Here is a 25787-nt window from a genome sequence, read left to right on the forward strand (position 1 = left end):
GCCTTCCCTCTCGGCCGCGGCGGCGGTGCCGAAAATGGCATCGCCGCCCTGCCGAACCGATGCGCGCCTCAGTGCGCAGCCGTTGATACTTCATCAGCGGAATAGCGATAACCCTGCGCCGCCATAAATTCCGCGATGGCTTTTTCCGCCGCCGAAAGCACCTCCTCGATCGGCCGATCGGCATCGAGATCCACGATGTCGGCGCCTTCGAACGTCAATAACGGCGTGACGGCGATCTTCTTCTCCAGCGCCGCTTTGCGGTGATCGGGTTTGCGCGCGCAGGCCACCGCCAGACTGACATTCAGCTTGAGCACCAGATCCGGTTTTTGCCCCGCCATCCATTGGAACGCCGCCCGCTCGCGCGCCGCCAGCCAACGGACGAAACGGCTCCCTTCAACGTCGACGGGAAAAACCGTGCCGTCGTAAGCGCCAGGGATTTGCGCCTGCGGAAAACGGTCGGTCAACACGATGAACCCTTGCCGACGATACGCCAGCATGCGGCGAAAACGCAGCAGCCGCCGCCCCACAAAAGCGATGATCACCGCCGACGGCAGCAGGCCAATCCGGGATTTTTTCGTTTTGACTTTTTTGGTATTGCTCTCGATTGCCTTGCCCACCGAGCGCCCGAGCAGCGGCAATTTCGCCGCCGCGCGGCCGACGTTGCCCGCCTGTTTGCCCAGATGCACCTGCACCGCCGGGCCATAATGTTTCATATACGCGATCAGATGTTCACAAACGGTGGACTTACCCGATCCGTCGCTGCCGATAACCGCAATCAGCGGCGGAAATTTTGCACTCATAATAAGACTCTCTTTCAATACACCAGAAACGGCGTGCCATATTTGAAGCGAACTACCGCTTATCATTGCCGTGGCGGCCGCGTGGAAAAAATTTTCCGTAACGCGACGCCAAAAAGCACAAAACATTAAGCGAAAATTGAAAACCTCTGCTCTTTTTTCGCCGTTAGCCCGGCCGGAAATTAACATAAAAAGCGAAACCGGCGCACGCACCAACAATTAGCACAAAATAACAAGAACGAACGCCATAAATATCAATTCAAATAACGAACAGGAATAGCAATCTCATTATTTTATCGCAGCAAAGCACAATAAATATCTTGAACCCAAGGCGTATTGGAATACAATAGTTTTTTTCGCATTGGATCAATTATTGTGAGTCAGCAGATAAGACCTTCATCTGATCGCTCGCCCGTGCGCGTAATAGCGATAACCGGCTGTGACGGCTCGGGAAAATCCACGTTAGCCGCCAGCCTGGTCAACGCCTTATCGCCACAAGAACCTGCCGAACTGCTTTATCTCGGCCAGTCTTCCGGGCGCATCGGCGAATGGATCAGTTCGCTGCCGATTATTGGCGCCCCCTTCGGGCGTTATTTGCTGAAGAAGTCGGAGCGCGTGCATGAGCGCCCTTCCACGCCGCCGGATAATGCCACGGCGCTGGTGATTTTTTTACTCTCCTATTGGCGCGTTTATAAATTCCGTCGCATGCTGAAGAAAAGCCGCAGCGGCGCATTGCTGATCACCGATCGTTATCCGCAGGCCGAAGTGGCGGGGTTTCGTTTCGATGGCCCGCAGCTGGCGAAAACCGCCGGCGGCAATCGCTGGATCCGCTGGCTGAGAAAGCGCGAACAAAACCTCTACCAATGGATGGCGTCTTATCAGCCCTTATTATTAATTCGGCTGGATATTGACGAACAAACGGCCTATTCACGCAAACCCGATCACTCGCTGGCGGCATTGCGTGAAAAAATCGCCGTCATCCCGCACCTGACGTTTAACGGCGCTAACATATTGGATTTAGACGGCCGCGAGCCGGCCAACCGTATTTTCGACGAGTCTCTGCGCGCCGTTAAAATATCGCTGAGGGCCGCCAATGCCTAACCGCCAAATAACCTTTTCGTACCGAAACAGATGAAAAAAAATAAACTCACCGCCGAACAGAATACCTCTTCCTCCTGCATCACCGGGCTGATTGCCGTGGTGGGCAGCGACGGCACCGGCAAGTCCACGCTGACCGCCGATCTGGTCAAGAACCTGCAGCAACATCGCCCCACGGAGCGGCGCTATTTGGGGCTGATCTCCGGCGAAGACGGCGACAAAATCAAGAAATTGCCGTTCATCGGCGTGTGGCTGGAACGGCGCCTGGCGGCCAAATCCGATAAAACCCAGCGCATGAGCAACAGGCCGCCGGCGCTGTGGGCGGCGCTGATCATGTACGGCTTTTCGCTGTGGCGCGCCTCCAACCTGCGCAAGGTGCGGCGGCTGGCGCAGAGCGGCGTGCTGGTGATCAGCGATCGCTACCCGCAGGCGGAAATTTCAGGTTTTTACTACGACGGGCCCGGCATCGGCGTGGAACGCGCAAAAGGCTGGCTATTGAGCCACCTGGCGGCGCGCGAACGCCGTTTATATCAACGCATGGCCGTCTATCGGCCGGAGCTGATCATTCGCCTCGATATCGACGTCGATACGGCGTTTTCCCGCAAGCCCGATCACAGCTATGAAGAGCTGAAAGACAAGATTTCCGCCATGGTACGCCTGCAGTACAACGGCGCGCGCATCATCGAGCTGGACGCCAGAGCGCCTTACGACGAGGTGCTGAGCAACGCGCTCAACGCCATTTCCGCCGTGGTGAACCCCGCGAAGCGCCCACAGAGCGACATCGGGCAACCCGGCGAAAACGCCGGCGAAGAAACTCAGGTTTATTAAACGCATACAGGGCAAGCGCATGACAGCGGAACACAAGATGCAGCAAAACAACGATAACGGCTGGTTTGGGTTATGAAACGGTGGTTTTCCGATGGCGCATTTCGCTCCATTTTACGTAATGCCGCCTACTTAGGCTCCGGCAGCGTGGCCAGCGCGCTGCTCGGCCTGCTGGCGCTCTCCTGCGCCGGTAAAGGCATGTCGCCTGAAATGTTCGGCGTGCTGGTGGTGATCCAGGCCTATACCAAAGCGGTCAGCGATTTCATCAAATTCCAGACCTGGCAGTTTGTGGTGCAATTCGGCACCCCGGCGCTGGAGCATCAAAACACCGGGCGCTTCCGCGACGTCGTCGCCTTCTCCTTCGGGCTGGATATCGCCAGCGGCGTCATCGCCGTGCTGGGCGGCATGATCATGCTGCCGTTCTTGTCTCACGCCCTGGGGCTGGACAGCGAAAGCTTCTGGCTCGCCATGCTGTACTGCACCCTGATCCCGTCGATGACCTCGTCCACGCCGACCGGCGTGCTGCGCGCCTTCAACCGCTTCGATCTCATCGCCATTCAGCAGGCGATCAAGCCGTTCCTGCAGGCGGTGGGCAGCGTCATCTCCTATTATTTCGATCTGGGATTCCCCGGCTTTATCGTCACCTGGTACGCCTCTAACCTGATCGGCGGCACGCTGTTCTGGTGGTTCACCGCACGCGAGCTGCGCCGCCGCGATATCCACGGCGCGCTGAGGCCGCGCCTGTTCAACGTCGCGCGCCGCATCGAGGGCGCCTGGAACTTCGTCTGGACCACCAACATCGCCCACACCATCTGGGCCGCACGCAACTCCTGCACCACCGTGCTGGTGGGCGTGGTGCTCGGGCCGGCCGCCGCCGGGCTGTTCAAGATCGCCATGACCTTCTTCGATGCGACGGGCACCCCGGCCAAGCTGCTGGAGAAAAGCTTCTATCCGGAGATCATGCGCCTGGATCCGCGCACCAAGACCCCGTGGCTGCTGGGCCTGCGCTCCTCGCTGCTGGCCGGCGGCATCGGCCTGGCCGTCGCGGTGTTGATGCTGCTGGTGGGTAAACCGCTCATTTCCGCGGTGTTCGGGCAGCAATACCTGGAAGCCTATGACCTGATTCAAATCATGCTGGGCGCGATCATCGTCTCCATGATGGGCTTCCCGCAGGAATCCTTACTGTTTATGGCAGGCAAGCAGCGCGCTTTCCTGATCGCGCAGGCGACGGCCTCGGCGGCCTACATTGCGCTGCTGGTGTCGATGGCGTATGCCTTCGGCGTGCAGGGCGCCGCCTTCGCTTATTTACTGGGGCAATGTTTAGACGTTCTGTTATCCCTGATACCGACGATCGGCGCCTACCGCAATCGCTTTATGTTGGGGCTGAATGTGCCCAAAGAGAGTAATCAATGACCGCTACCGATAATTGGAAGAAGTTCTCCGCCGAAACCACCCAGGCGCTGTTTGTCGCGGTGGAAGAAGACGACCTGGTTGAGGCGAATATCAGCCTGCCACAGCAGATTGATTTGCAGTGTTCCCCCGAGAGCATCCGGGACAACTACGCGCTGTGCCTGCAGTTTTGGGAAGACGGCTTTTCCCGCCGCGAGCTGCTGCAACTGGTGAACGGTTTCCTGCAAGACCCGCAGTTGGCGGCGCCCACCCGCATGCGCTACAAATATATCCGCGCCCGCTATAAGCACCTGCGCTTCGCCCAGCAGCTGTACGGCGCGCCCCACCGCGCCAACCGCCTGTTCCACACCACCACCGTGGTGCTCGGTCATTTTCAGGATGCGTTTCGCAACGGCAACCAGAAGAACCTGACGCTGTACGGCAACCTGCTGCGGCTGCTGCTCAGCAAGCCGGTGTGGTCATACGTGCGCTATGCGCTGCGCCACACCCGGCTGGAAAGCGCACAGGGCTTTATCACCTACCGCCAGGAGCAAATGCGCCAGCTGCAGACGCTGATCGCCAGCCCGGCGCTGACCGGGCACCAGTTCCACAACGTGCGCAAAATCGTCAGCCGCCAGGTGTCGTTTTACGACACGCTGAGATCGATCGATCCCGACAACCGCGAGGCCCGGCAGATCTCGCGCTTCCTGGCGGCGATTAACGGCCTGATGGGCGACCGGCACGACGTGATGGTGGCGGACAAACTGGCCGGCGGCGATATCTACGATCGGCCGGCGATCCTGGATATCGATATTCGCCAGCGCCTGGAGCTGCTGCTGGCGCGCTTTCCGCTGTCGTTTTCCCCGCCGGCCGTCGCGGCGGGCAGATAAGCGCGTTGCAAGGAGCCATGATGACGTTGCGTCGCTTGCTGATCTTCACGCTGCTGCTGTCGCCGCTGGCGGCATCCGCGCATAACTTCGTGCAGGGCCGGCCGGTGGCGCCGATCGCCATCGCCGATCGCGGCGAACTGCTGCTGCGCAACGGCGATTTCAGCTACCGGCCATGGAACAGCGCAAAACTGGTGGGCAAGGTGCGGGTGATCCAATACATCGCCGGGCGCACCTCCGCCAAGAAGAAGAACTCGCTGCTGATCAACGCCGTCAAGGACGCGAACCTGCCGGGCGATCGCTTCCAGCCCACCACCATCGTCAACACCGACGACGCGATACCGGGCTCCGGCTTTTTCGTGCGCGGCAAGATCGAGAAAAACAAGCGGAATTACCCCTGGGCGCAGTTCATCGTCGACAGCGACGGGCTGGGGCGCATGGCCTGGCGGCTGCCGGAGGAGAGCTCCACCATCGTGGTGCTGGACCAGGCCGGGCGCGTGCAGTGGGCAAAGGACGGCGCACTCACCCCGCAGGAAGTTGACCAGGTGATCGCCCTGCTGCGCGCGCTGATCGCGCAGGAGACGCCATGAAGCGCACGCCGCCGGGAGCCGATGACGCATGTCTTTGATCGAACGCTACATCACGGTTGAGATCCGCCGCCTGGTGATGATGATCGCCGGGTTTCTGATCTTCATGTTCGCCAGCTACTCCGCCCAGCGCTACCTGACCGACGCCGCCAACGGCACGCTGGCGCTGCGGGTGGTGGCCGACGTGGTGTTCTATAAATCGCTGATCGCGCTGGAGATGATATTGCCCGTCGCACTGTATGTCTCGGTGGCGGTGGCGCTGAGCCAGCTGTACAGCGATGCGGAGATCACCGCCATGCTGGCCGCCGGCGCCAGCCCGCTGCGGCTGTACAAGGCGGTGCTGATACTGGCAGTGCCGCTGGCGATAGCGGTCACGCTGCTGTCGCTGTATGGCAGGCCCTGGGCGTACGCCAATATTTATCAGCTGCAGCAAGAGTCGCAGTCGGTGCTGGACGTGAGCCACCTGCAGGCCGACAAATTCAACGTTAGCGGCAACGGCCGCATGATCCTCGCCAACCACGTCGACAAAACGGCCAACCACCTAACGGATGCCCTGATTTATGTGCGCGGCGGCCATCATACCAACCTGTACCGCGCGCAGTCGGTGGAGGTGCTCGACGCCTCCCCCGCCAGCCCCGCCGTGCGGCTGAAAACCGGCACCGCCTATGTGCTGGATCGCCAGGGCACCGACGACAACGGGCAGAATTACGACAACTTCGACATCGCGCTCAAGCCGTTCGTGCCCAGCGCCGAGAGCCGACACAAATCGGCCTCGCCGGCGGAGCTGGCGCGCTCCGCCGATCCGGGCGACGCCGCCGAACTGCAATGGCGCGAAAGCCGCGGGCTGACCACCGTGCTGATGGTGCTGTTGGCGATCCCCTTTAGCCGCATCAAGCCGCGGCAGGGGCGCTACGCCGCGCTGCTGCCCCTGACGGTGCTGTTTACCGCGATTTTCTATGGCGGCAACATTTGCCGCACGCTGGTGGCCAACGGCTCTCTGCCGACGATCCCCGGCGTTTGGCTGGTGCCGCTGGCGATGGCTGCCGGCATCGCCCTGCTGCTGGCGCGCGACTTATCCCTGCTGCGGAAACCCTCCCGATGACTATTTTTAGCCGTTACCTGATCCGCAACGTGTTCATCGGCTTCGCCGCCGCGGCCGGGCTGCTCATTCCGCTGTTCACCACCTTTACGCTGATCAACGAGCTGGAGGACGTGACCCCGGGCGGCTACCGCTGGCAGCAGGCGCTGCTGGTGACCGTGCTGACCCTGCCGCGCAGCCTGGTCGATCTGGGGCCGTTTATCGCGCTGCTCGGCGGCATCGTCGGGCTGGGGCAGCTATCTAAAACCCTGGAGCTGACCGCGATCCGCGCCGCCGGGATGTCGATATTCCGCATCGCGCTGGTGATGCTCGCCGCCGGGCTGCTGATGAACCTGTCGCTCGGCGCCCTCGATGAATGGGCGGCCTCGCCGTTGCAGCAACGCGCGCTGCAGATGAAGAACAACGCCCTGGCGCAGTCGAACGCTAACGACGTCACCGTGAACCCGCTGTGGGCGCGGCGCGGCAATGAGTTTGTGACGGTCAAAACCGTCGATGAGAACGACCAGCCCCACGGCATTGAGATCTTCCGTTATCAGGCCAACCGCGCGCTGGAATCTTACATTTACGCCGACAGCGCCAGCACCGCCGCCGACGGCAGCTGGCTGCTGCACAACGTGATGCTGAAAAGCTGGCAAGGCAGAAAAGAGACGATTGCGCGGCAAGATAGCCTGCTCTGGCGCTCGCTGTTCGCCGTGCCGAGCCTGAAAGAGCTGACCCTGCCGGCGGGCAGCTTCTCGCTCCAACAGTTGGAGCGCTATATCGATTACCTGCAGGGCTCGGGGCAGCCCAGCACCGAATACCGCCTGGCGCTGTGGAAAAAACTCGGCCAGCCCCTGCTGGTGCTGGCGATGATTTTGCTGGCCATCCCGTTTACCTTCACCGCTCCACGCGCCCCCGGCATGGGCAGCCGGTTAGCGCTTGGCGTGATCGTCGGGCTGCTGACCTACATCGCTTACCAGATCGTCCTCAACCTGGGGTTGCTGTTCGCCCTCAACGCGCCCTTCACCGCCCTCGCCCCGCCGCTTTTGATCCTGGCGCTGGCGTTAGTGCTGGTTTATCGGTTTGATCGGCGGGGTTAGGGGTGAGAACAGTGGGATGATGGGAAGGGTTGCAGGTGATTTACTCGTCCGCAAGCGGCGTTAACTCAGCGCCTGAGTTCACACGCTAGATTTTGGTGGGTATTGGCAAATATGGGCGAAAATGGAAGCGAGCAGTCTCCAATCGGCCACATTGTGAGATTAATGGGAAATGTAGCTCGAGATCACCTTTCATAATTAGCATCCAAATATTTTTCGTGCTGAACATTAGAATTAACGGCTATAACAGTACTATCCGCAAGTTAACTTTGAGCATCATCACCATAATTTATATGGATATCTATCTCATGGGGTGCGAAAATCACTTACGATGAAATCAGCTCAATGCTGTATTTTTTGAAGCGATAATCAATTCCTATAAGTTAGTATTGGAATGGGCTAATGGTTAGGCTTCTGTATCGATTTAATGTTCATACGAAGAAAATTTCAGACTTTAGTGCGTATTATTACTATACAGGGATTACCTTATGTCTCTTCGTTTCAGACAAACCTTTACTCTTTTCCCCGGCGTTCGCCTCAATATTGGTAAGCGTGGAATCAGCGCGAGCATCGGTGTACCGGGCGCGACAGTCAATGTTGGGCAAAAAGGGATTAGAGCAACCGTAGGACTACCGGGTTCTGGTTTATCGTATACAACACCTACTTTTTCCTACGGCACTAAGCACTCAGTTACCCATCCACTGAATCCGTCTGCTACAGAAACTCATCTTGAAATGCCGGAGACAACGCCAGGTAACGTTCCATCAAATGCCAAAATTTATATGCCTCATGCTGGCATGAATGAAATTTCCAGCGCTTCTGTTGAAGTTCTGACAAGCGCATCTCTTTTACCTTTGCGAGACCTGCTCGCCAAAGCACGTGAGCAAAGAGCTGAGGTAAAAGCTGATTTACAAGAGGCCATTGCTGAAGAGTCAAAACAAAAAAGCGAATTGGCTCGACGTAAATCAAGCCTATTCCGCTTGTTCTACAAGCGTCGTATAGCAGAACTTGAGATCAAACTTCCCCAAACCCAAGCAGAAATATCTCGCCTCGTATCTTGGGAAGACAGTACAAAAATCGCTATCACTTTCGAAAGCAGCGATGCCTCACAGAGAACTTATGACGCAATGGTTCGTGCATTCGACGTGTTAAAATCGAGCGTCAAAAAATGGGATATTACTGCTGATAAAGCTGTAGACCAGTTTGCCGAAAGGACGTTAGCCACACGCTCTGTTAATCGTCATCCGGTTACCTTCGATTTTAGTTCAACCGATCTCATTCAGTTTACAGGACGAGCGATGCGGTTTGAAAATGCCAATGGTGACGATATTTTGCTTTATCCCGGTGTTGCAGTCATACCGCGAGCTGATGGGGCATTTGCTCTAATTGACTTACGAGAATTACAAATTAGTGCAGAACCTCGCGGATTCCATGAAGAGGATGGCGTTCCAAATGATGCCAGTATAGCTGGGCATACATGGGCTAAAACGAACAAGAATGGCTCACCAGACCGCAGATTCAAAGACAACTATCAAATCCCTATTTGTATTTATGGGAATATTACTTTCCACTCTCAAACGGGTGTAACTGAAGAATATATGGTCTCGAATGCCGATGCCGCCCAAGCCTTTGCAGAGGCAGTGAAACGCTATCAGCTCTCGCTCACTGAAACTGAGTCGCTAGTTAGAGTGTAACGCTATATTTTTTATGCTGATACGAGGGTGCTCCCCCCAAAGAACCTCAACCACCCTCCTCGCCCAGCAGTTGCTGATCCCGGCGCTGGTATCGGTTTGATCGGCAGGGTTAGGGATAGCGCTGGTGTAAAGGCGGTCTTGGCAAGGTTTGCGAGCAACGGAGATAATACGAAGCGGAGCAATGCCATCGCATATAGTGGCAAGGTTCCGCTTTCACAACTGAGACCGTCTGCTTGGCCGCCTGGTATCACTCTTGCTGGTGCATCTCAATGTTATAGCCAAGACTGGCAAACTTATTTATCAGCTTTTGAATAGAGCCAATACTCCATTGATTGGTAATTAGTACTATCTCACCGGAGGCAAGCTCAACGGTTTCATCATGGAAGCGCTTACGCCGTGACGCAATCACATCCTGTTCAACCTTAATCAGACTGCGATGGATATCATCACCAAAAACAGAGGCTATCGCTTGCATATCATCCGGGTTAGCATCTATGATCCAGTCGTTCATCAGTTCATATGCCAAATTTCTTTTATTATAAACCCCTCCCTTATAGATAAATTTCGAATAATCCTTCTCTCCTTTTTCTATGGCATCCCTGGCCTCCGTTTCTTTACGCTTCTGTCTAACCAAGAAATCTTTTGCTTCGGGCAGCGGTATTATCTGTTCAAAATTTACCAGTACCTTACCAAGATGCATATAAGGGCTTAACTTGAAACAGCTGACATTTAGCCCACTATTGTTCAACCACAGTACCGTATTAGTCACTTCCGTAGAGAAATCTGCCGAGATTAGTACAATCCTTACCTGAGTATTGAAGTCAGCAATCTCGCTTTCCTCTCGCTCACAAAACTTGAGTATCTCCTGCTCCGCATTCTTAGCAAGACCTGCTGCGCTATCAAGACGTTTTTGGTAGCATTCTGCAGCATCATTAAACGTCATTTGCGAAATCATAGCGGCATATCTTACCGCCTGAAGTTCCATATGCGCACCTTGCTCATCCCGCTTCAGCTCAACGACAACCAGATTAAACGCCTTGTCGATGCAGAGTAAATCAATTCTACGTTGACTATTTTCCCAATTGTTAAACTCTTCCTGGATTACCAGGCAATCAGGCAAAAAATCGCTCATATTCTTGGCTATCGCTGACTGGATATCCCTGCGTTCAAGGATCGACTCTCGCATAAATGTAGTTTTAGCAACCTTTTTGAATTCCTTTTCTTCCAAAGTGAACAACCCCATGACACCCTCTTAATTAGCTATGTAATAGTTGAAAGTTAAAATCAATATCTCATGAGTTTAATCTATCACGACGGAGGAAATTTTTCTCGTGCAAAACCAACCGGTAAGCCCTCTGATATTGATGCGAGATAAAGAAAGTTTATTATTATTGAAATCATCAACATCATTTAATGCGGACGCATCTAGCCAATATCCTGCTCCGCATTAATAACCGCTCCCTTACTTATTCTGCTCTCGGTGGATTTTATCTTTATGTTTCATCCCTAATACGGATGCCCCTAAATCCCGCGCTTTGATGGTCTTTATGATAAAGAAACACTTGAAAGCCTGAGGAGCATGGCCGCACATTATTATTGAATGTTGGCAGTCCCCATATCAACCAGTCCATAACTAAGTCATGCCGGCTACGAGCGAGGTCGCTAGTGTCCGAAGCGAGAAACCGCCTGCGCATTCTCACTATCACCAGCAGTCACTCAGCTCATACTATTCAGTCGAAAAGATGGCGGTCTTACCAGCTTTGACGCAGTCCCTTCGCTATCGCGCTAAACATCAGCGATGCCTCCAGCGGTTGCGCGCTGAAGGACGGCTCCGCCTGCGGCCAGGTAGACCACTGGACGATCACCAGATTCTCAGCCTGATTCACCATAATCATCTGGCCGAAGATCCCCAGCGCCCACAGGGAATGTTTCAGGGAGGCCTGCGGAGCGGGTTCTACATTAGTCGCATTCACCGGCACTTCGTTGTTCCACCACTGGTAGCCGTAGATGCCGTTAGGATGCGCTGCTGATACCGAACCCGCCGCCCGAGTCCAGTTGGACGACTGGGCTACCCAATCAGCCGGCAAGATCTGTTTGCCGTTCGGCAACGTCCCGTTATGCAGAATAAATTCGCCGAAGCGCCCCCAGTCTTCCAGCGTGGCGTTAAAGCCGTGCGCGCCCACGTCGTGCTGGCCTTTGGCGTAAGCATGCCACACGCCGTCGCTCGCCATGCCGTACGGCTGCCAGATGCTTTGCTGCAGATAGGCCGCCAGCGGCATGCCGGTGGCGCGTTCCAATACGTCGCCCAGCAGCCACGCGCCGCCGGAGGAGTAAGACCAGTTCTGCCCGGCCGGATGCGCGCGGTGCAAACCGGCCACCAGCTTGCGCACGCAGGCGTAGGTGCCGGGCCTGGCTTCACACTCGGTCAGCTGCGCGAAGTCCGATTTCGGGTTGGTGTAATCCTCATTCCACGCCACGCCGGAGGTGTGGGTGATCAGCTGCCTGAGGGTCACGCCGTCCCACGCGGTGCCTTTCAGATCGGGTTCGTATTGCGTGATGAGATCGTCGAGCGAGCGGATCTTGCCCTGTTTAATCGCCACGCCCACCAGCGTGGCGACCACGGATTTGCCCACCGAGCGCGACGTCCACAGGGTAGAGTCGGTATTACCCTGCCCCAGATATTTCCAGGCGATTTTGCCGTCTTTCAATACCAGCATACCGCTGACGTTCTGGCGCTGCAGGTAATCCTGCAGGCTGTAGATTTTGCCATTCACCCGATAGCTGGCGTCGGTTAACGGTTTAGCGGCGGCCAGCAGCGGCACGGCGTTGCCGTGGTGAAACACATCCCCCGCATAGTTGCGGTAGTCGTTACGAAAACCGATCACCCGGTCGCTCTGGCTCCAGGTGAGCATCTTGTGCGTGTCAGGCAATTGCGCATCGAAAGGCGCGGGACAGACGCTGAGTTCGGTACCCGCACAGGCGGCCAGCGCGGCGGGTGCCAACAGACTGCTGCAGAGACTGATGACCATGCCCGCCAGCAGGCTGCGGTTAAACACTTTGCTTTTCATATTTTTCTCGCTTAGCTCAGGAAGGCGTTCAGCTTAAAAAAACGCGGCCTATAATAAAAAACGCATGATGGGGGAAAATCCCCCGTAAAATCGACGGGAGAACCGCGTGCCGAGCCTGATTTATTCCTTTGCCCAACTGGAAGCCTTCACCGCCGTGGCCGAGCACGGCAGCCTGGCGAAAGCCGCGCTCAAACTGGGCAAAGACCGCACGACGCTGCGCGATTTGATTGATTTTCTCGAGGATGGCTTGGGCTATGCGCTGTTCCTGCGCGAGGGGCGCAGCCTGCACCTGACGCCAGAGGGCGAACAGCTGCAGCGCCAGGCGCACCTGCTGATGCGGCAGGTGAAAGCGTTTGAGGCATTTGCCAAAGACGTGCCGAAGAGCGCGGCGCAGGAAATCTCGCTGGTCTACGATCCCTTTACCCCCCGCGCGCTGCTGCAGGCGCTGATTGCTACCATGGCCCAACGCGACACGCGCCTGAGCCTGATTAACGCCTCGCGCGAAGAAGCGGAAAGGCTGCTGGCAAACGACCAGGCCGATCTGGGCATCTGCCAGGCGCGCCACCGCAGCGTGGGCGACACCATGGAGTGGCGCGCCTTAGGGGCGATAGAGATGGATTTTTACGCCGCCAAAACGCTTTTCCCTGGCGCGGAACAGCCGCTTTCGCTACTGGATCTCTCGCTCACGCCGCAGGTGATCATGCACCCGGATTCTGACGAACCGGTGGCGCGGCGCCTGCAAATTTCAGGGCACACTATCTTCACCAACGAACTGGAGATGCTGCGCGCCCTGCTTGAACAGGGCTGCGGCTGGGGATTCCTGCCGACGCACATGTATGCCGAACGGTGGAAAAACGTCAACACGCTGCGCACCGAAGTGGGCAGCCAGGGGATCAGCCAAACCATGGTGACCATCTGGAAACCGGGCAATGACCGGCGGGTGCTGATTGATGAGACGTTGGCGCTGTTGCCGGGGTTGTGGCGGGAGATTGGGGAAATGAAAAGTCGCTGTTAGATTAGCGGTGTTGTTACCGGTAGTCGATCTCAAAATTCATCGTCCGCGTTGCTTTTTCGATCGTTCTTAAAAGCGGGAATTGCGGTTTACCCCCAGTGAGCTCTTCACCGCCCCCTCCCAGCCGCTTTTGATCTTGGCGCTGGTTTATTGGTTTGATCGGCGTGGTTAAAACATGTGTTTATCGGTGGATTGGTCTTAGTTTAAAGAGTCCAATCGAAGAGCTGTGCGGAGAGATAGGTAGGACGGCTTAGGGTAAAGGGTAGACATTCATAATACCTGCTCGTGTTTGTGTTCAAATACATAAATTATCTTATAAATAATTCAAAAACATCAATCAAACCGATGGTACTCCAGTTGTTTTAACTGGAGCCCTGGCCGTTAACCCTCTTAACTATTTGTATATAAACATTTATAACATGATAACCTTTAGTCCCTTTATTGTGATTTATCTGGGAAGTGTCAGCAAAAAGTTATCCGCAATTTCAAATAAACAATCGGTTGGATCGTCACCACGCTCCTTCATTTTAAGCATCTCACATACTTTTTCATCGTTGAGGATGAGCATTAGTTTTCCGTGTTCTCGCATGGCTCCTTGAGTCATTACCACTGCATTTTCCTCAGCGCCACTCCTTGTCATAATAATTGCCATACGTCTGAGGCCTTTTTCCAAAAGATATTTCTCAGTAGTGAGTATCTGACCTTGCTTTATTTTACCTGAATAATTTTTGAACTCGAAAAGCACATAACGGCTATCAAGATGCTCAATAACAAACTTCCAAAATTCAGTAATTGGCCTCACTCGACAAATATAGTCATAACGGTTTAAACCATCGTCAGTTCTTTTTTGTGAGTGCCAACCTTGAAGATCGTTATGGAATAAATACTTGAGAATCTCCTCACATTTTCGTTCATACTGACTCCAAGATGCTTTTCCTTTTTTTATACTCTGTAGCTCATTGCAAAGTTTCGTCCCTTTACTATCTCGCTGCTCAAATCGCCCACTTTCTAGAAGCCCAATGTCTCTAATTATTAACCTATTATCTTTACGGTAAAGGGAAGGTGTCAGAGTCTCATTTAGATTGACTTCCAACAATGCATCCAATTCCTCCGCGAGTTCAGGATGTGGACCACACAGTGCCCTTAAGTCCGCTTGATCCAAAAAAGTAATACTAAATCTATTTTCAAGGGCCTCTCGTAATTCAGGAGAGAGAACACAAGAGACAACCAACATTCCCTTTTCAACCCCTGCGGCCACACCATTATTCGCTATACGATTCGCAGCCACATCAATAAGTGATGGTTGAGCACGTGCTGTACGATAGTATTTAACTTCAATAGCCCAGCTTTGATTTTCAAAATCTGCAAGCAAGTCAAATCCTTCGCTTCCTCTGAGGTTATTCTTATTTACCCTAAAAAAGTTGACCTCCAGGATACGACATACAAGATTTTCGAATAGCTGCCAAGTTGGTTTAATTTTATTCATGTCGTTACATCCTTTTTTAATATTAGAAACTACAACAAGACAGAGACATCTCGAGCATCCTATCTGAGTTGATGCTATATAATGGTTAAAAAATAAAATAAACAGTGCATTATATCATCATTTAAAACACAACATCATATAGCAGAACCAATTAATAAATTTGACAAAATAAACGATGATTTAGCCAAGTTATATAATCCTGCTAAAGATGTAAAAATAACTATAGATTCATTGAATGCTTTGCTTACGCCAATTTTCAAGGGCAACTGATAAACGGTGCTCCTTGACTGGCTTTTGCCATTCATCCCAAAAATTAACCGTACCGCTATTTGGCTTGTTTTTCGGTTCATCAATCCTAATCCTACTAGGAAGCAAGCTAGCATCGCCAACAACCAAAGCCTCACCGGTATCTAAAGTAGGAAGTATATCGCTAAATCCCCCAAGACTATCTGGTAGTAATCTCTTAATAACCCCTTGATCTTCAGAGTTGGTCAACCTCATGGATACGAAATTGCTACATTGGCTAAGCATTGTCTTATTCACTTCTGAAGGTCTCTGGCTTATTACCACAAGGCTAACCCCATATTTACGCCCTTCTTTTGCAATTCGCTCAAAAATATCTAGGGAAATGTCATCCGCTGAATCTGCCATATTGCGCTGGGGCATGTATAGATGGGCTTCATCGCATAGGAGAGCAATTGGATGACGCAACGTTGATGGAGTCCATTGCTGAATTGAAAAGGTGACACGAGCGACCAGAGAAACAATCAATGGCAAAACATCCGATGGAACTTCTGAAAAATCTATAATTTTTATTCCAGCCTTGCCATTCTCCTCAGCACTACCGAGTACGGCATTAGCAAAACTGTCAAGCCAGCAGAAATCCAGAATATCATTACCACCATTAAACATGAAACCTAAACGCCTATCGTAGATTTTATTTTCTAGGCGGGAAATCATGCGAGCAAGTTTACCGAAGAAATCACCTTGTTTTTCCGTACCAGGCTTAGCACCAGGAACCATTTCAACATTAATTTCATTCAAACGTTTCATGAGACTACTAAGCTCGAACGGAACTGGGCTGTCTATGGTGAAATGTTTCAAAATGTCTTGCTGTCCAATATCTTCTAAATATTTTTGCTTCGCTAGGTTGATTTCTCTAGCCATAATCATGGCTTGGTTAGGTGCATTCTGGTCACTGCGGTCAACAAACATTGATACAAGCGCTTCATACGAAAGCAACCAATATGGCAAGTAAAGGATTCCATCACTAATAGTTCTTTTTACCTCAACATCAGCCGGACCAGCAACCTTAAAATGCTGAATTCCCTTGCCAACTAAAGGAGCATACTCACCATGAAGATCAAATACAATTGCATTTGCCGTCGTAAGACCAGACATCTGTTCAATAATTTTAGCTGTCGTCCAAGACTTGCCGGAACCTGTACTGCCTCCGATGAATGCATGCCGTTGGAAAAATTTATTTCCATTGAGATAAGCAACAGCCTGTTCGTCAAGCGTATATTTACCAAGTGTTAGGGCATTTCCGTCTGCAGATACGTTAGACAGAATACGCATGAAACTCGTTAGATTTTCTCCCTCCAGTGAGAAACAATTAGCATCTATTTCTGGAACACTTTCAAGAGTACGACGGAATACGTTTTCCTTCGTACCATCACGATCCAACATCGTACCAATCAAAGCGATACGACATAAATTTAGTTCGGAATTTTTATCATTGACACCATTATTAATAATATCTTCGATACCTCGCTTACGCGTCACCTGTGTTATAAGGCCGATGAGGTGTTGCCCTGGCCGACTACTTTGGAGAACTGCGAGATGGTTAACTTGCAATCTTTTCAGCTGATCAATATTTTCCACATCTACGATAACATTTGTCGTATCAACGGAAGTAACACTTCCAAGTGCGTCTTCATCTTTAAAATTGAAAATAGACATACCTTCTTCCTACATGATTAGTGACAGATAACCTTCAAGGCTCCAGAGGTTCTTTTCAACAGTCACAGGTGCCTTAGCCAAAGAAGAGTAGATTATAGATTGATCATCGGTATCTCCTCGCTCTATTGCAAGGTAATTTTGCGCATTACTTTCGATAATTAGTTTTTTTGCAGCATCAGAAAGGGTATAGGTAATAATAGTTATGGGAACTTTATTTCTAAGGCATTTCGCTATTAGTTTTGGTTGAATATGCTCGTCATTAAATCCGTAACCGACACACAAATACGAACAGGCAGAATTTATGGCTTCATCCGCATTTTTGATGATGGAACGAAATGGCTCTAAGTGAGTTTTTTGATATTTTTGCGTACCGGGTGTAACTATTTGCGGCTCGTGACTCTCTGGAACATCATGAATATTTGACAAAGCAATAGTATCTTTTACTGGTGACTGAAACCAGTCGACAGAACCATGTACTTTCCAAATATTAACTCGACGACTAACACTTATTTCACTTGGTGTAGCCAACTGACGAAAAAAACCATATGTAAACCCAGTAAAATGATGAATTCGCCCTTGCTCACAGGCATATTCAGCCAAACGATCATAATTTGTTGTTACTATATTTATTACTCTAAGACTACTTTTGAACATATGTTCAAGTAAGCGACTCAGTGGAAACATTGCATTATTCTGTAGACTTAAATTGAAAATATTAATATCTTCAAAATTAATGAGCCCCCATGTCGATTTAATAATTCTAGCGGTGAGAATTTCAGAAACAACAACTTTATGCAATGCAGATTCTAGGTCTACTCCATCCTGTAATACTTGACAAAAGTGTTCCCAAGCAATAATTTCGTCCTTAGACAAACCAGTAAGATCAGTTTCAGCAACCAAATGCTTTGCAAGCCCTGACATTCCAGACATTCCGTATGCAGCTGAAGCACCACTGCCTAATATAATAACGGGAGCTTTGCCGTAAAAATCTTGTGCTTGTTTCTGATAGTTGAATTCGGTCATTTTAATTTCTTAGAGGTTATGATGAAACCAAGTTAGCGCTGACGCACCTATTTTTCAATAGATTTCTACCTCCCTCCGCCTTAGCACAGCTTATAAAAACACATCTGATCAATTAATTCATAACTAATAATTAAATTATTAGTTATTAGCAAATTTATTCCCTCCTCCTTATCCAGTGAAACTAAGCTTTCCCCCCTAGCACCGCCCCCGCCCTTTCCCTACAATAAGGGATCTGTTGAGGCATAACGCAAGGAAAGACGGTGTCGAAAGCCAATCCCAATGCCACTATCGTGGATATCGCCCGCCGCGCCAGGGTGACCAATATCACCGTTTCCCGCGCCTTCAATAAGCCCGAGCTGGTCAAGCCGGAAACCCGCGAGCGCATTCACGCCATCGCCAAAGAGCTGAACTATGTGCCCAATGCCTTCGCGCAGGGGCTGAAAAGCAGCAGCAGCCAGATTATCGGCATCGTCACCAGCAGCATGTACAACCCGTTCTATTCCGGCCTGATCAAGACCGTGTCGCGCATTGCGCGTCAGCAGGGCTACCAGATCATGCTGTTCGACACCGACGGCAGCGAAGAGGCGGAAATGCGCGCCATTCAGGCGCTGTTCGGCTACAAGGCGCGCGGCATCCTGCTGTCGGCGGTGCGCGACGACAAGCGCTACCGCCCCGCCTATCTCGAGCTGGCCGAGGTGTACGGCGTGCCGCTGATCCTGATCGACCGCGATCTTTACGATCAGCAGCTGAGCGGCGTGTTCCTCGATAACCGCGAGATCGGCGTGCTGGCCGGGCGCTATCTGGCGGAGCAGCCGGAGAAGAAACTTTTGATCATCGGCGGCCCGGCGGATTCGGAAATTACGCTAACGCGCACCGCCGGCATCGTCGCGGCATTGCAGGGCAGCGGCCGTGAGATTCACATCATCAACGGCGACTACGATTTCACCTCGCAAGAGAGCGAGGTGCGCGCCTATCTGGCGCAGCCGGAGAACCGCCCGGATTATATCATTGGCCTGAATGGCATCATCACGCTGGGCGCCATCGCCATCTGCCACGAGATGGGGCTTTATGAACAGGTGAAGTTCTTCTCGATCGACGAACCGCCGCGCGCCGGCGCTTACGGCCTGCACATTCCGGGGGTGTATCACGATACGCAGAAACTGGGGGAGATCGCCGCGGAGCTGCTGTTCAGCGCCATTCACAGCCCGCGCGGCGAGCTGCCGGTGCGCAGAGAGTTCTTCACCGGCTCGCTGTTGAATCGCTGACGGGCGCTATTGCCCGTAGTAGGCGTGTTTGCCGTGCTTGCGCAGGAAATGTTTGTCCAATAGCTCTGGCTGCATCGGGGCGATGGCCGGCGCCAGCTGGCGCGTCGCCATCGCCATGATCGCCACCTCTTCCAGCACCACCGCGTTGTGTACCGCATCCGCCGCGTCCTTGCCCCAGGCGAACGGGCCGTGGGAATAAACCAACACCCCCGGCACCTGCTGCGGATCGCGCCCCGCCTGGTTGAAGGTCTCGATAATCACCTTGCCGGTTTCCCCCTCGTAATCCCCGGCGATCTCCGCCTCGCTCATCGGCCGGGTACAGGGAATGTCGCCGTAAAAGTAGTCGGCGTGGGTGGTGCCCAGCGCCGGGATCGGTTGCCCGGCCTGCGCCCAGATGGTGGCGTTGCGGCTGTGGGTGTGCACCACGCCGCCGATATCGGCGAAGGCGCGGTACAGCGCCAGGTGGGTGGCGGTGTCGGATGAGGGCTTACGGTGCCCTTCGCGCACCTTGCCCTCCAGATCCACCACCACCAGATCCTCCAGCGTCATCGCCTCGTAGGCGATGCCCGAAGGCTTGATTACCACCAGCCCGCTCTGGCGATCGATCGCCGAGACGTTGCCCCAGGTAAAGGTCACCAGCCCGTATGCCGGCAGGCTGAGGTTGGCGGCCAGCACCTGCCGCTTGAGTTCGTTCAGCATGCGATGCCTCCATCAATCATCTGTTGTTCGATCCAGGCCTTGGCCTGGGCGATGCGTTGCTTATCCTGCCCATCTTCACGCGCCCACATCTCCAGCAGGTAGGGGCCGCGATAGCCGAGCGCATTGAGCACGGCAAAGGCGTGGGCGAAATCCACGCAGCCTTCGCCGAACGGCACGTCGCGGAACTGCCCGGCGCTGCCCGGCCCCACCGCCACGGTGTCTTTGAGGTGCACGGCGGTGATGCTGCCGATGCCCAGCGCCAGCTCGGCGGCGACGTCGTTGCCCCAGGCGCTGAGGTTGCCGAGATCGGGATACACCGTGAACCACGGGCTGTTGACGTGGCGGGCGATGTCGCGCCATTTGCTGATGCTGTTGATGAACGGCGTGTCCATCACCTCCACCGACAGCATCACCTGCGCCCTGGCGGCCTGCGCCGCCGCCCACTGCACGCCCTCGATAAAACGCTCGCGGCTGTGGCGATCGGCGGGTTCGTAATAGACGTCGTAGCCCGCCAGCTGGATGCTGCGGATGCCGAGATCCGTCGCCAGTTCCAGCGCCTTGCTCATCAGCACTCGCGCCCGCTCGCGGGTGGCAGCGTCATGGCTGCCGAACGGATCGCGCCGGTGCGCCGACAGGCACAGGCTCGGCACCGTCACCCCGCTGTCGAGCCGCGCCTGGATAAACGCCAGCCGCTGGCGGCGATCCCAGTCCAGCCGCTGCTGGCGCGCCGGCTGTTCGTCGATCGACATCTCCACAAATTCAAAGCCCAGCTCGGCGGCGGTGGCCAGCCGCTGCGGCCAGCTCAGATCGGCAGGCAGCGCCTTTTCATACAGCCCCAGACAGGCGGCGTTAGTCGTTTGCATCAGTCACCTCACTCAAAGCCTGAGCGACCGCCAGATAGCGCGCCTGCTGGGCGCGCAGGCGCCGATGGGCGGCGGTCGCGGGATAATAACAGCGCAGTTTGGGCGGCGCGGCGGCGATCGCTTCGGCGAACCCGGCGTACTCCCCGGCGCCGACGGCGGCGCACAGGGCGGCGGCGCGGCAGCCGCTTTGGCGGGTTTCCACCACCTCAAGCGGCAGGTTGCCGGCGTCGGCGTACATCTGCATCCACACCTCGGACTGCGTCGGCCCGCCGGTCATGCGCACCCGCTCGATGCGTGGGTTCAGCTGCACCATGCGCTCCTGATGGATCAGGTGCGAGAACACGATGCCCTGGTAGATCGCCTGCACCACGTCTGCCATCTCGTGGTGGGCGCTCAGGCCAATCAGCCCGCCCGGCGTGTTGCCGCCGAGGTTGGAGCCGTACAGATAAGGCAGGAACAGCAGTCCGCTCGGCTGCTCGCGGCGCTCGGCCACCCAGGCGTTGAACTGGGCGTAGCGCTGCCGGTCGTCGGCGCAAAACTGGCGCAGGAACCAGGCCAGGTTGCCGGCCGAGGTCGGGCTGCCTTCGTGCACGAAATAGCGGCCGTCGATGCAGTAGCGCCCCCAGGCGTAGGGGTAATCGGCGGGAATGATGCACTCGGTCACGCAGGTGGCGATCGACCAGGTGCCCGCCACCGCGCTGAGCGTGCGATCGTCGGCCACGCCGGAGCTGAGCGCCGCGCCCACCACGTCGAACAGGCCGCCGTATACCGCGGTGCCCGCACGCAGGCCGCACTGCGCCGCCGCCGCGGCCGTCACCCGCCCGGCCAGCTGCGCCGAACCGATCGTTGGCGCAGTCTTCTCCTGTGCCTCTTCGATGCCGAAGGCCGCCATCAGCGCCGGATCGTAAGCGCCGCTGTGCTGGTTAAACAGGTTGCTGCCGGAGATGTTGGTCACCTCGGCCGCCGCCTCGCCGGTGAGGCGAAAGCGCAGGTAGTCGTGCGCCATCAGGATGCGATCGACGGCAGCGTACTGCGCCGGTTGCCGCTGCTTCAGCCAGCGCAGCAGCAGCGCCGGGTGGCTGGGCCACAGCGGCTGCAGGCTGCGCGGGTAGGTCTGCGCGTCCACGCCGGCGCGGCGCAGCTCAGCCGCGGTGGCCGCCGCGCGGTTGTCCGAAGAGAGGATGCCGTTGCCGACCGGTTTGCCGTGGCGATCGATGGCGTACAGCCCTTTGCCGTGCGCCGAAAAGCTGACGCCGCGCACCTGCCCGGCATCCAACCCCGCCGCGTGCAGCGTCTGGCGGATCGCCGCGCAGACGTCATCCCACAGCGCGTCCATATTGCGTTCGCTGAAGCCCGGCTGGGCGGCAATCGCCGCGCCGTCGCGCTCGGCGATCGCCAGCTCTTCGCCGTTTGCCCGGTACAGCCCGGCCTTGATCACCGTGCCGCCGACGTCTATGCCAAGAAAGACTGCCATCGCGCCTCCTATTTGCGCCGCACGGAGCTGAGGTAGATGGCGGCCAGGATAATGCCACCCTTCACCACGTTCTGGATATATGGCGACACGTTCATCAGATTGAGGCCGTTGTTGAGCACCCCGAGCATCATCGCCCCCACCAGCGTGCCGACGATGGCGCCGCGCCCGCCGGAGATCGCCGCCCCGCCCAGCACCACCGCGGCGATGGCGTCCAGCTCGAAGCCTTCGCCGGCGTTGGGCTGCCCGCTCATCAGGCGCGAGGTCAGCACCAGCCCGGCCAGCGCGGCGGTCAGGCCGCTGATCACGTACACCAGCATCTTGTAGCGCGGCACGCGGATGCCGCTCAGCCGCGCCGCCTCTTCGTTGCCGCCCATCGCATAGACGTAGCGGCCGAACGGCAGCTGATTGAGCATCAGCCAGGCCAGCACGTACACGCCGAGCATGATCAGGATCGGCACCTGAATGCCCAGCACCGTGCCGCGGCCGAAGAACGCGAACACGTCGGGCAGGCCGGAGATCGGGTAGCCGCCGGTATAGAGCAGCGCCAGGCCGCGGGCGATGCCCATCGACGCCAGGGTGACGATGATCGGCGGCATGCGCAGATAGGCGATGCAGGCGCCGTTGGCCAGGCCGAACAGCGCGCCGACCGCCAGCGCCGCCACCATCGCCAGCGGGATCGGCACCGCCGCCAGCATCAGCCCGGCGGCGACCGAGCCGGCCAGCGCCATCACCGGCCCCACCGAGAGATCGATGCCGCCGGTCAGGATGGCGCAGGTCATGCCCACCGCGATGATGGCGTTGATCGACACCTGGCGCGCCACGTTGGTCAGGTTGTTGACGCTGAGGAAGCTGTCGTTCAGCAGGCTCATCAATACGAACAGGACAGCGAAGCCGATAAACGGCAAGACCGCCGGGTGATGCAGCAGTTTTTCCCAGCGCTTGCCGAGGCTGGGGCCGGCGGCGCGGCGCGCCACGGCGGGTTGTTCAATTCCGATCATAAGGCACTCCCGGTCGCGTGAAGCATAATGTGGTTGGATTCGATGTCGTCGCCGGTCAGCTCGGCGACGATGTGGCCGCCGCGAAACACCAGCACGCGGTCACACACGCCGATGATCTCCGGCAGTTCGGAGGAAATCATGATGATGGAGATGCCCTGCTGGGTCAGTTGCTGCATCAGCTGGTAGATCTCGGCCTTGGCACCCACGTCGATGCCGCGCGTCGGTTCGTCGAAGATCAGGATGTTGCAGTCGTTGTTGAGCCAGCGGGCGATCACCACCTTCTGCTGGTTGCCGCCGCTCAGGGTGCTGACGGCGGTCTCAGCGTCCGGGGTTTTCACCCCCACGGCGCGGATCAGCCGCTGCACCACGTCGCGATCCTTACGGGCGCTGACGAAGATCTTGCCACGCCGGTGGTGCCGGTTGAGGGTGATGTTCTGCGCCACCGAAAACGGCAGCACCAGGCCCTCGGTTTTGCGGCTCTCCGGCAGCAGGCCAATGCCCTGCGCCAGCGCCTGCGCCGGGGAGCGCAGCGCCGCCGGTTGGCCGCCGAGGCTGACGCGTTTGCGGTGGCAGCGGCTGGCGCCGATCAGCGCCGAGACGGTCTCGGTGCGCCCGGAGCCCACCAGCCCGGCGAAGCCGAGGATCTCGCCCTTGTGCAGGTGGAAGCGGTCGGTCGCGCCGTGCTTCTCGCGCTGGATCTCCGCCTCCAGCAGCACCGTCGCGGTATCGACCGGGTGCTGTTTCACCGGGAAGGCGTTCTCGATTTTGCGCCCGACCATCAGCCGCACCAGCTCTTCCACGTTGGTGTCGCCGGTAGCCAGCGTTTCGATGTAGGCGCCGTCGCGCAGCACGGTGATGCGATCGCAGATGGTGAAGATCTCGTCCAGGTGGTGCGAGATAAACACCATGCCGACGCCCAGCAGCCGCAGATCGTTCATCACGCTGAACAGGTGCTCGGCCTCGCCCGGCGTCAGCGTGGCGGTCGGCTCATCCAGCACCAGCACCCGCGCCTCCAGCGACAGTGCCTTGGCGATCTCAACGAACTGCTGCTGCGCCACGCTCAGCTGCTCCACCGGGCAATCGAGATCGATAGCCACCGTCAGCCGCTTGAAAATGGCCTCGGCCTTGCGCCGCATCGCCCGGCGATCCAGCAGGCCCCAGCGGTTCCTGATCTCCCGGTTGAGGAAGATGTTGTCGATGGCGCTCATGTAGGGAATCAACGAGAATTCCTGAAAAATAATGCCGACGCCGGCCTCGATCGCCTGGCGATAGTTGTTAAAGCGGCGCTGCTCGCCGTCGATAAAAATATCGCCCTCGTCCGGCTGATAGATGCCGCACATGATTTTCACCAGCGTCGATTTGCCGGCGCCGTTTTCGCCCAGCAGGGCGTGCACTTCGCCGCGTTGAATGGCCAGATCGATGCCGTCCAGCGCCTTCACGCCGGGAAAGCTCTTCTTTATTCGCTTCAGTTCCAGTAAAGGTGTCACCGCATTGCCCTCCGCGCCGAACGCCCCGCCGCAGCGGGGCAAACCTGGCCGCTGTTACCAGCTAAAGCCGGCCGCATTGCTGCGGTCGATCAGCTTCACTTTCACCGGCACGGTTTTCGGCACCGTGGCGCCCCAGTAGCGGGCCAGCGCAATGCCGAGCGCGATGCGCAGCTGGTCGCGCGGGAACTGCGCCGAGGTGGCGATAAACGGCGAGTTCGGCTTGAGGATCTCTTTGATGGCTTCCGGCTGGCCGTCGACGCTCACCAGCTTGACCTTGGCGCCGTTGCTTTCGATCGCCGCCAGGGCGCCGAGCGCGCCGACGTCGTTGACGCTGAAGATGCCCGCCAGATCCGGCGCCGACTGCAGCATGTTTTCGGTCACGGTCAGCGCGGTGTCGCGCTCCTGCTTGCCGTTTTGCTTGGTGACAATCTTGATGTCGGGGTATTTCTTCATCGCCGCTTCAAAGCCGCGCACGCGCTCCAGGATCGGCACCACCGGGATGCCGTCGAGGATCGCCACCTTGCCTTTGCCGCCCAGCGCTTTCGCCAGGTATTCACCCGCCTGGAAGCCGGCGTCGTAGTTTTCCGAGCCGACGAACGAATCCAGCGGCCCTTCCGCCTGCGCGTCGATCGCCACCACCACCGCGCCGGCCTTATGGGCGGAGATCACCGCCGACTGCACCCCCACCGAATCGGTCGGGTTGATCAGCAGAATGTCTACCTTCTTCTGCAGCATGTCTTCCACGTCGCCGATCTGTTTGGCGACGTCATGGCGCGCATCGGCCACGTATACCTTGGCGCCGATATCCGCCGCCGCCTGATCCAGCGCCTGCTTCATGGTGACGAAGTAGTCGTTGTTCATTTCCTGGAACGACATACCGATAGTGATTTGCTTGGCCAGCGCCCCATGGCTGGCCGCCAACATTCCACCGGCGACGATAAAAGGCAGGGTCTTTTTGAATAATGAAAACATAGCCAATTCTCCTGTAGGGAAGCTTC

At 56.1% G+C, this 25787-nt stretch carries 22 protein-coding genes; 10 read left to right on the top strand and 12 right to left on the bottom strand.

Going from position 1 to position 25787, the window contains the following annotated elements; all coding sequences use genetic code 11:
* Window positions 1–68 precede the first annotated feature (68 nt).
* Window positions 69–800 carry a nucleoside/nucleotide kinase family protein gene (locus tag SSARUM_RS15715; protein ID WP_041035915.1) on the bottom strand — a complete coding sequence of 244 codons (732 nt, stop codon included), beginning with the start codon at window positions 798–800 and terminating at the stop codon, window positions 69–71.
* 372 nt (window positions 801–1172) lie between these two features.
* Here SSARUM_RS15715 and SSARUM_RS15720 point away from each other — a divergent pair, with 372 nt between their 5' ends.
* The 8 genes from SSARUM_RS15720 to SSARUM_RS15755 all read left to right on the top strand — a co-directional run bounded on the left by SSARUM_RS15720 (window position 1173) and on the right by SSARUM_RS15755 (window position 9452).
* Complete coding sequence (locus SSARUM_RS15720) at window positions 1173–1898, top strand: nucleoside/nucleotide kinase family protein (RefSeq protein WP_049213236.1); 726 nt, start codon at window positions 1173–1175, stop codon at window positions 1896–1898.
* Window positions 1899–1928: 30 nt separating this feature from the next.
* A complete protein-coding gene (locus SSARUM_RS15725; RefSeq protein ID WP_060430316.1) occupies window positions 1929–2723 on the top strand; it encodes a nucleoside/nucleotide kinase family protein in 795 nt (264 codons plus the stop codon).
* Between the two features lie 72 nt (window positions 2724–2795).
* A complete protein-coding gene (locus SSARUM_RS15730; protein WP_004935553.1) occupies window positions 2796–4133 on the top strand; it encodes a lipopolysaccharide biosynthesis protein in 1338 nt (445 codons plus the stop codon).
* On the top strand, window positions 4130–4999 hold the full coding sequence (locus SSARUM_RS15735) for a hypothetical protein (RefSeq protein WP_048321794.1): 870 nt from the start codon (window positions 4130–4132) through the stop codon (window positions 4997–4999). The genes SSARUM_RS15730 and SSARUM_RS15735 overlap by 4 nt, the downstream gene beginning before the upstream one ends.
* Before the next feature lie 20 nt (window positions 5000–5019).
* Complete coding sequence (locus SSARUM_RS15740) at window positions 5020–5586, top strand: YtfJ family protein (RefSeq protein WP_060430318.1); 567 nt, start codon at window positions 5020–5022, stop codon at window positions 5584–5586.
* Between the two features lie 28 nt (window positions 5587–5614).
* Window positions 5615–6685, top strand: coding sequence for an LPS export ABC transporter permease LptF (gene lptF, locus SSARUM_RS15745; RefSeq protein ID WP_049195339.1), 1071 nt, complete (start codon window positions 5615–5617; stop codon window positions 6683–6685).
* Entirely contained in the window at window positions 6682–7761 is a 1080-nt protein-coding gene (gene lptG / locus SSARUM_RS15750) for an LPS export ABC transporter permease LptG (protein ID WP_060430319.1), read from the top strand. The genes lptF and lptG overlap by 4 nt, the downstream gene beginning before the upstream one ends.
* A gap of 485 nt (window positions 7762–8246) precedes the next feature.
* On the top strand, window positions 8247–9452 hold the full coding sequence (locus SSARUM_RS15755; RefSeq protein ID WP_072264894.1) for a DUF4236 domain-containing protein: 1206 nt from the start codon (window positions 8247–8249) through the stop codon (window positions 9450–9452).
* 247 nt (window positions 9453–9699) lie between these two features.
* Here the strand turns inward: SSARUM_RS15755 and SSARUM_RS15760 are convergent, their stop codons facing one another.
* Together SSARUM_RS15760 and SSARUM_RS15765 are read right to left on the bottom strand one after the other, a co-directional pair.
* On the bottom strand, window positions 9700–10695 hold the full coding sequence (locus SSARUM_RS15760; RefSeq protein ID WP_060430321.1) for a PDDEXK family nuclease: 996 nt from the start codon (window positions 10693–10695) through the stop codon (window positions 9700–9702).
* 508 nt (window positions 10696–11203) lie between these two features.
* Window positions 11204–12520, bottom strand: coding sequence for a serine hydrolase domain-containing protein (locus SSARUM_RS15765; protein WP_060430323.1), 1317 nt, complete (start codon window positions 12518–12520; stop codon window positions 11204–11206).
* Window positions 12521–12626: 106 nt separating this feature from the next.
* Between SSARUM_RS15765 and SSARUM_RS15770 the strand changes: the two genes are divergently transcribed.
* Complete coding sequence (locus SSARUM_RS15770; protein ID WP_060430325.1) at window positions 12627–13535, top strand: LysR family transcriptional regulator; 909 nt, start codon at window positions 12627–12629, stop codon at window positions 13533–13535.
* Between the two features lie 445 nt (window positions 13536–13980).
* On the opposite strand, the gene SSARUM_RS15775 is transcribed toward SSARUM_RS15770, so the two are convergent.
* From SSARUM_RS15775 to SSARUM_RS15785, 3 genes are all read right to left on the bottom strand, one after another.
* Window positions 13981–15018, bottom strand: a complete 1038-nt coding sequence (locus tag SSARUM_RS15775; RefSeq protein ID WP_060430327.1) for a restriction endonuclease — start codon at window positions 15016–15018, stop codon at window positions 13981–13983.
* A 228-nt stretch (window positions 15019–15246) separates the two neighbouring features.
* Window positions 15247–16980, bottom strand: coding sequence for an ATP-binding protein (locus tag SSARUM_RS15780; RefSeq protein WP_060437426.1), 1734 nt, complete (start codon window positions 16978–16980; stop codon window positions 15247–15249).
* 9 nt (window positions 16981–16989) lie between these two features.
* Window positions 16990–18003 carry an SIR2 family protein gene (locus SSARUM_RS15785; protein WP_072264893.1) on the bottom strand — a complete coding sequence of 338 codons (1014 nt, stop codon included), beginning with the start codon at window positions 18001–18003 and terminating at the stop codon, window positions 16990–16992.
* A gap of 260 nt (window positions 18004–18263) precedes the next feature.
* On the opposite strand from SSARUM_RS15785, the gene SSARUM_RS15790 reads away from it, so the two are divergent.
* A complete protein-coding gene (locus SSARUM_RS15790; protein ID WP_060420277.1) occupies window positions 18264–19268 on the top strand; it encodes a LacI family DNA-binding transcriptional regulator in 1005 nt (334 codons plus the stop codon).
* 6 nt (window positions 19269–19274) lie between these two features.
* On the opposite strand, the gene araD is transcribed toward SSARUM_RS15790, so the two are convergent.
* Genes araD through SSARUM_RS15820 form a run of 6 tightly spaced genes read right to left on the bottom strand, consistent with a single transcriptional unit; the run spans window position 19275 to window position 25761 of the window.
* On the bottom strand, window positions 19275–19967 hold the full coding sequence (araD, locus tag SSARUM_RS15795; protein WP_033632583.1) for an L-ribulose-5-phosphate 4-epimerase: 693 nt from the start codon (window positions 19965–19967) through the stop codon (window positions 19275–19277).
* Window positions 19961–20830, bottom strand: a complete 870-nt coding sequence (locus SSARUM_RS15800; protein ID WP_060430329.1) for an L-ribulose-5-phosphate 3-epimerase — start codon at window positions 20828–20830, stop codon at window positions 19961–19963. The genes araD and SSARUM_RS15800 overlap by 7 nt, the downstream gene beginning before the upstream one ends.
* Window positions 20817–22304, bottom strand: coding sequence for an FGGY-family carbohydrate kinase (locus SSARUM_RS15805; RefSeq protein ID WP_043147710.1), 1488 nt, complete (start codon window positions 22302–22304; stop codon window positions 20817–20819). Before SSARUM_RS15805 ends, SSARUM_RS15800 begins: the two co-directional genes overlap by 14 nt.
* 8 nt (window positions 22305–22312) lie before the next feature.
* Window positions 22313–23302 (bottom strand): ABC transporter permease, encoded by a 990-nt coding sequence (locus tag SSARUM_RS15810; RefSeq protein WP_033647979.1) that lies wholly within the window; start codon window positions 23300–23302, stop codon window positions 22313–22315.
* Window positions 23299–24789 carry a sugar ABC transporter ATP-binding protein gene (locus SSARUM_RS15815; RefSeq protein ID WP_033655112.1) on the bottom strand — a complete coding sequence of 497 codons (1491 nt, stop codon included), beginning with the start codon at window positions 24787–24789 and terminating at the stop codon, window positions 23299–23301. The genes SSARUM_RS15810 and SSARUM_RS15815 overlap by 4 nt, the downstream gene beginning before the upstream one ends.
* Window positions 24790–24843: 54 nt before the next feature.
* Window positions 24844–25761: an ABC transporter substrate-binding protein gene (locus tag SSARUM_RS15820; protein ID WP_015378502.1), complete on the bottom strand. Its 918-nt coding sequence runs from the start codon at window positions 25759–25761 to the stop codon at window positions 24844–24846.
* Between the last annotated feature and the right edge of the window lie 26 nt (window positions 25762–25787).

Origin of the sequence: Serratia sarumanii, from assembly GCF_029962605.1 — a bacterium.
GTDB lineage: Bacteria > Pseudomonadota > Gammaproteobacteria > Enterobacterales > Enterobacteriaceae > Serratia > Serratia sarumanii.

Excerpts from the sequence above, each read along its gene's own strand:
- SSARUM_RS15715 (WP_041035915.1), bottom strand. The coding sequence starts at position 800 with ATGAGTGCAAAATTTCCGCCGCTGATTGCGGTTATCGGCAGCGACGGA.
- SSARUM_RS15725 (WP_060430316.1), top strand. The coding sequence starts at position 1,929 with ATGAAAAAAAATAAACTCACCGCCGAACAGAATACCTCTTCCTCCTGC.
- SSARUM_RS15730 (WP_004935553.1), top strand. The coding sequence starts at position 2,796 with ATGAAACGGTGGTTTTCCGATGGCGCATTTCGCTCCATTTTACGTAAT.
- SSARUM_RS15735 (WP_048321794.1), top strand. The coding sequence starts at position 4,130 with ATGACCGCTACCGATAATTGGAAGAAGTTCTCCGCCGAAACCACCCAG.
- SSARUM_RS15740 (WP_060430318.1), top strand. The coding sequence starts at position 5,020 with ATGACGTTGCGTCGCTTGCTGATCTTCACGCTGCTGCTGTCGCCGCTG.
- lptF (WP_049195339.1), top strand. The coding sequence starts at position 5,615 with ATGTCTTTGATCGAACGCTACATCACGGTTGAGATCCGCCGCCTGGTG.
- lptG (WP_060430319.1), top strand. The coding sequence starts at position 6,682 with ATGACTATTTTTAGCCGTTACCTGATCCGCAACGTGTTCATCGGCTTC.
- SSARUM_RS15755 (WP_072264894.1), top strand. The coding sequence starts at position 8,247 with ATGTCTCTTCGTTTCAGACAAACCTTTACTCTTTTCCCCGGCGTTCGC.
- SSARUM_RS15760 (WP_060430321.1), bottom strand. The coding sequence starts at position 10,695 with ATGGGGTTGTTCACTTTGGAAGAAAAGGAATTCAAAAAGGTTGCTAAA.
- SSARUM_RS15765 (WP_060430323.1), bottom strand. The coding sequence starts at position 12,520 with ATGAAAAGCAAAGTGTTTAACCGCAGCCTGCTGGCGGGCATGGTCATC.
- SSARUM_RS15775 (WP_060430327.1), bottom strand. The coding sequence starts at position 15,018 with ATGAATAAAATTAAACCAACTTGGCAGCTATTCGAAAATCTTGTATGT.
- SSARUM_RS15780 (WP_060437426.1), bottom strand. The coding sequence starts at position 16,980 with ATGTCTATTTTCAATTTTAAAGATGAAGACGCACTTGGAAGTGTTACT.
- SSARUM_RS15785 (WP_072264893.1), bottom strand. The coding sequence starts at position 18,003 with ATGACCGAATTCAACTATCAGAAACAAGCACAAGATTTTTACGGCAAA.
- araD (WP_033632583.1), bottom strand. The coding sequence starts at position 19,967 with ATGCTGAACGAACTCAAGCGGCAGGTGCTGGCCGCCAACCTCAGCCTG.
- SSARUM_RS15800 (WP_060430329.1), bottom strand. The coding sequence starts at position 20,830 with ATGCAAACGACTAACGCCGCCTGTCTGGGGCTGTATGAAAAGGCGCTG.
- SSARUM_RS15805 (WP_043147710.1), bottom strand. The coding sequence starts at position 22,304 with ATGGCAGTCTTTCTTGGCATAGACGTCGGCGGCACGGTGATCAAGGCC.
- SSARUM_RS15810 (WP_033647979.1), bottom strand. The coding sequence starts at position 23,302 with ATGATCGGAATTGAACAACCCGCCGTGGCGCGCCGCGCCGCCGGCCCC.
- SSARUM_RS15820 (WP_015378502.1), bottom strand. The coding sequence starts at position 25,761 with ATGTTTTCATTATTCAAAAAGACCCTGCCTTTTATCGTCGCCGGTGGA.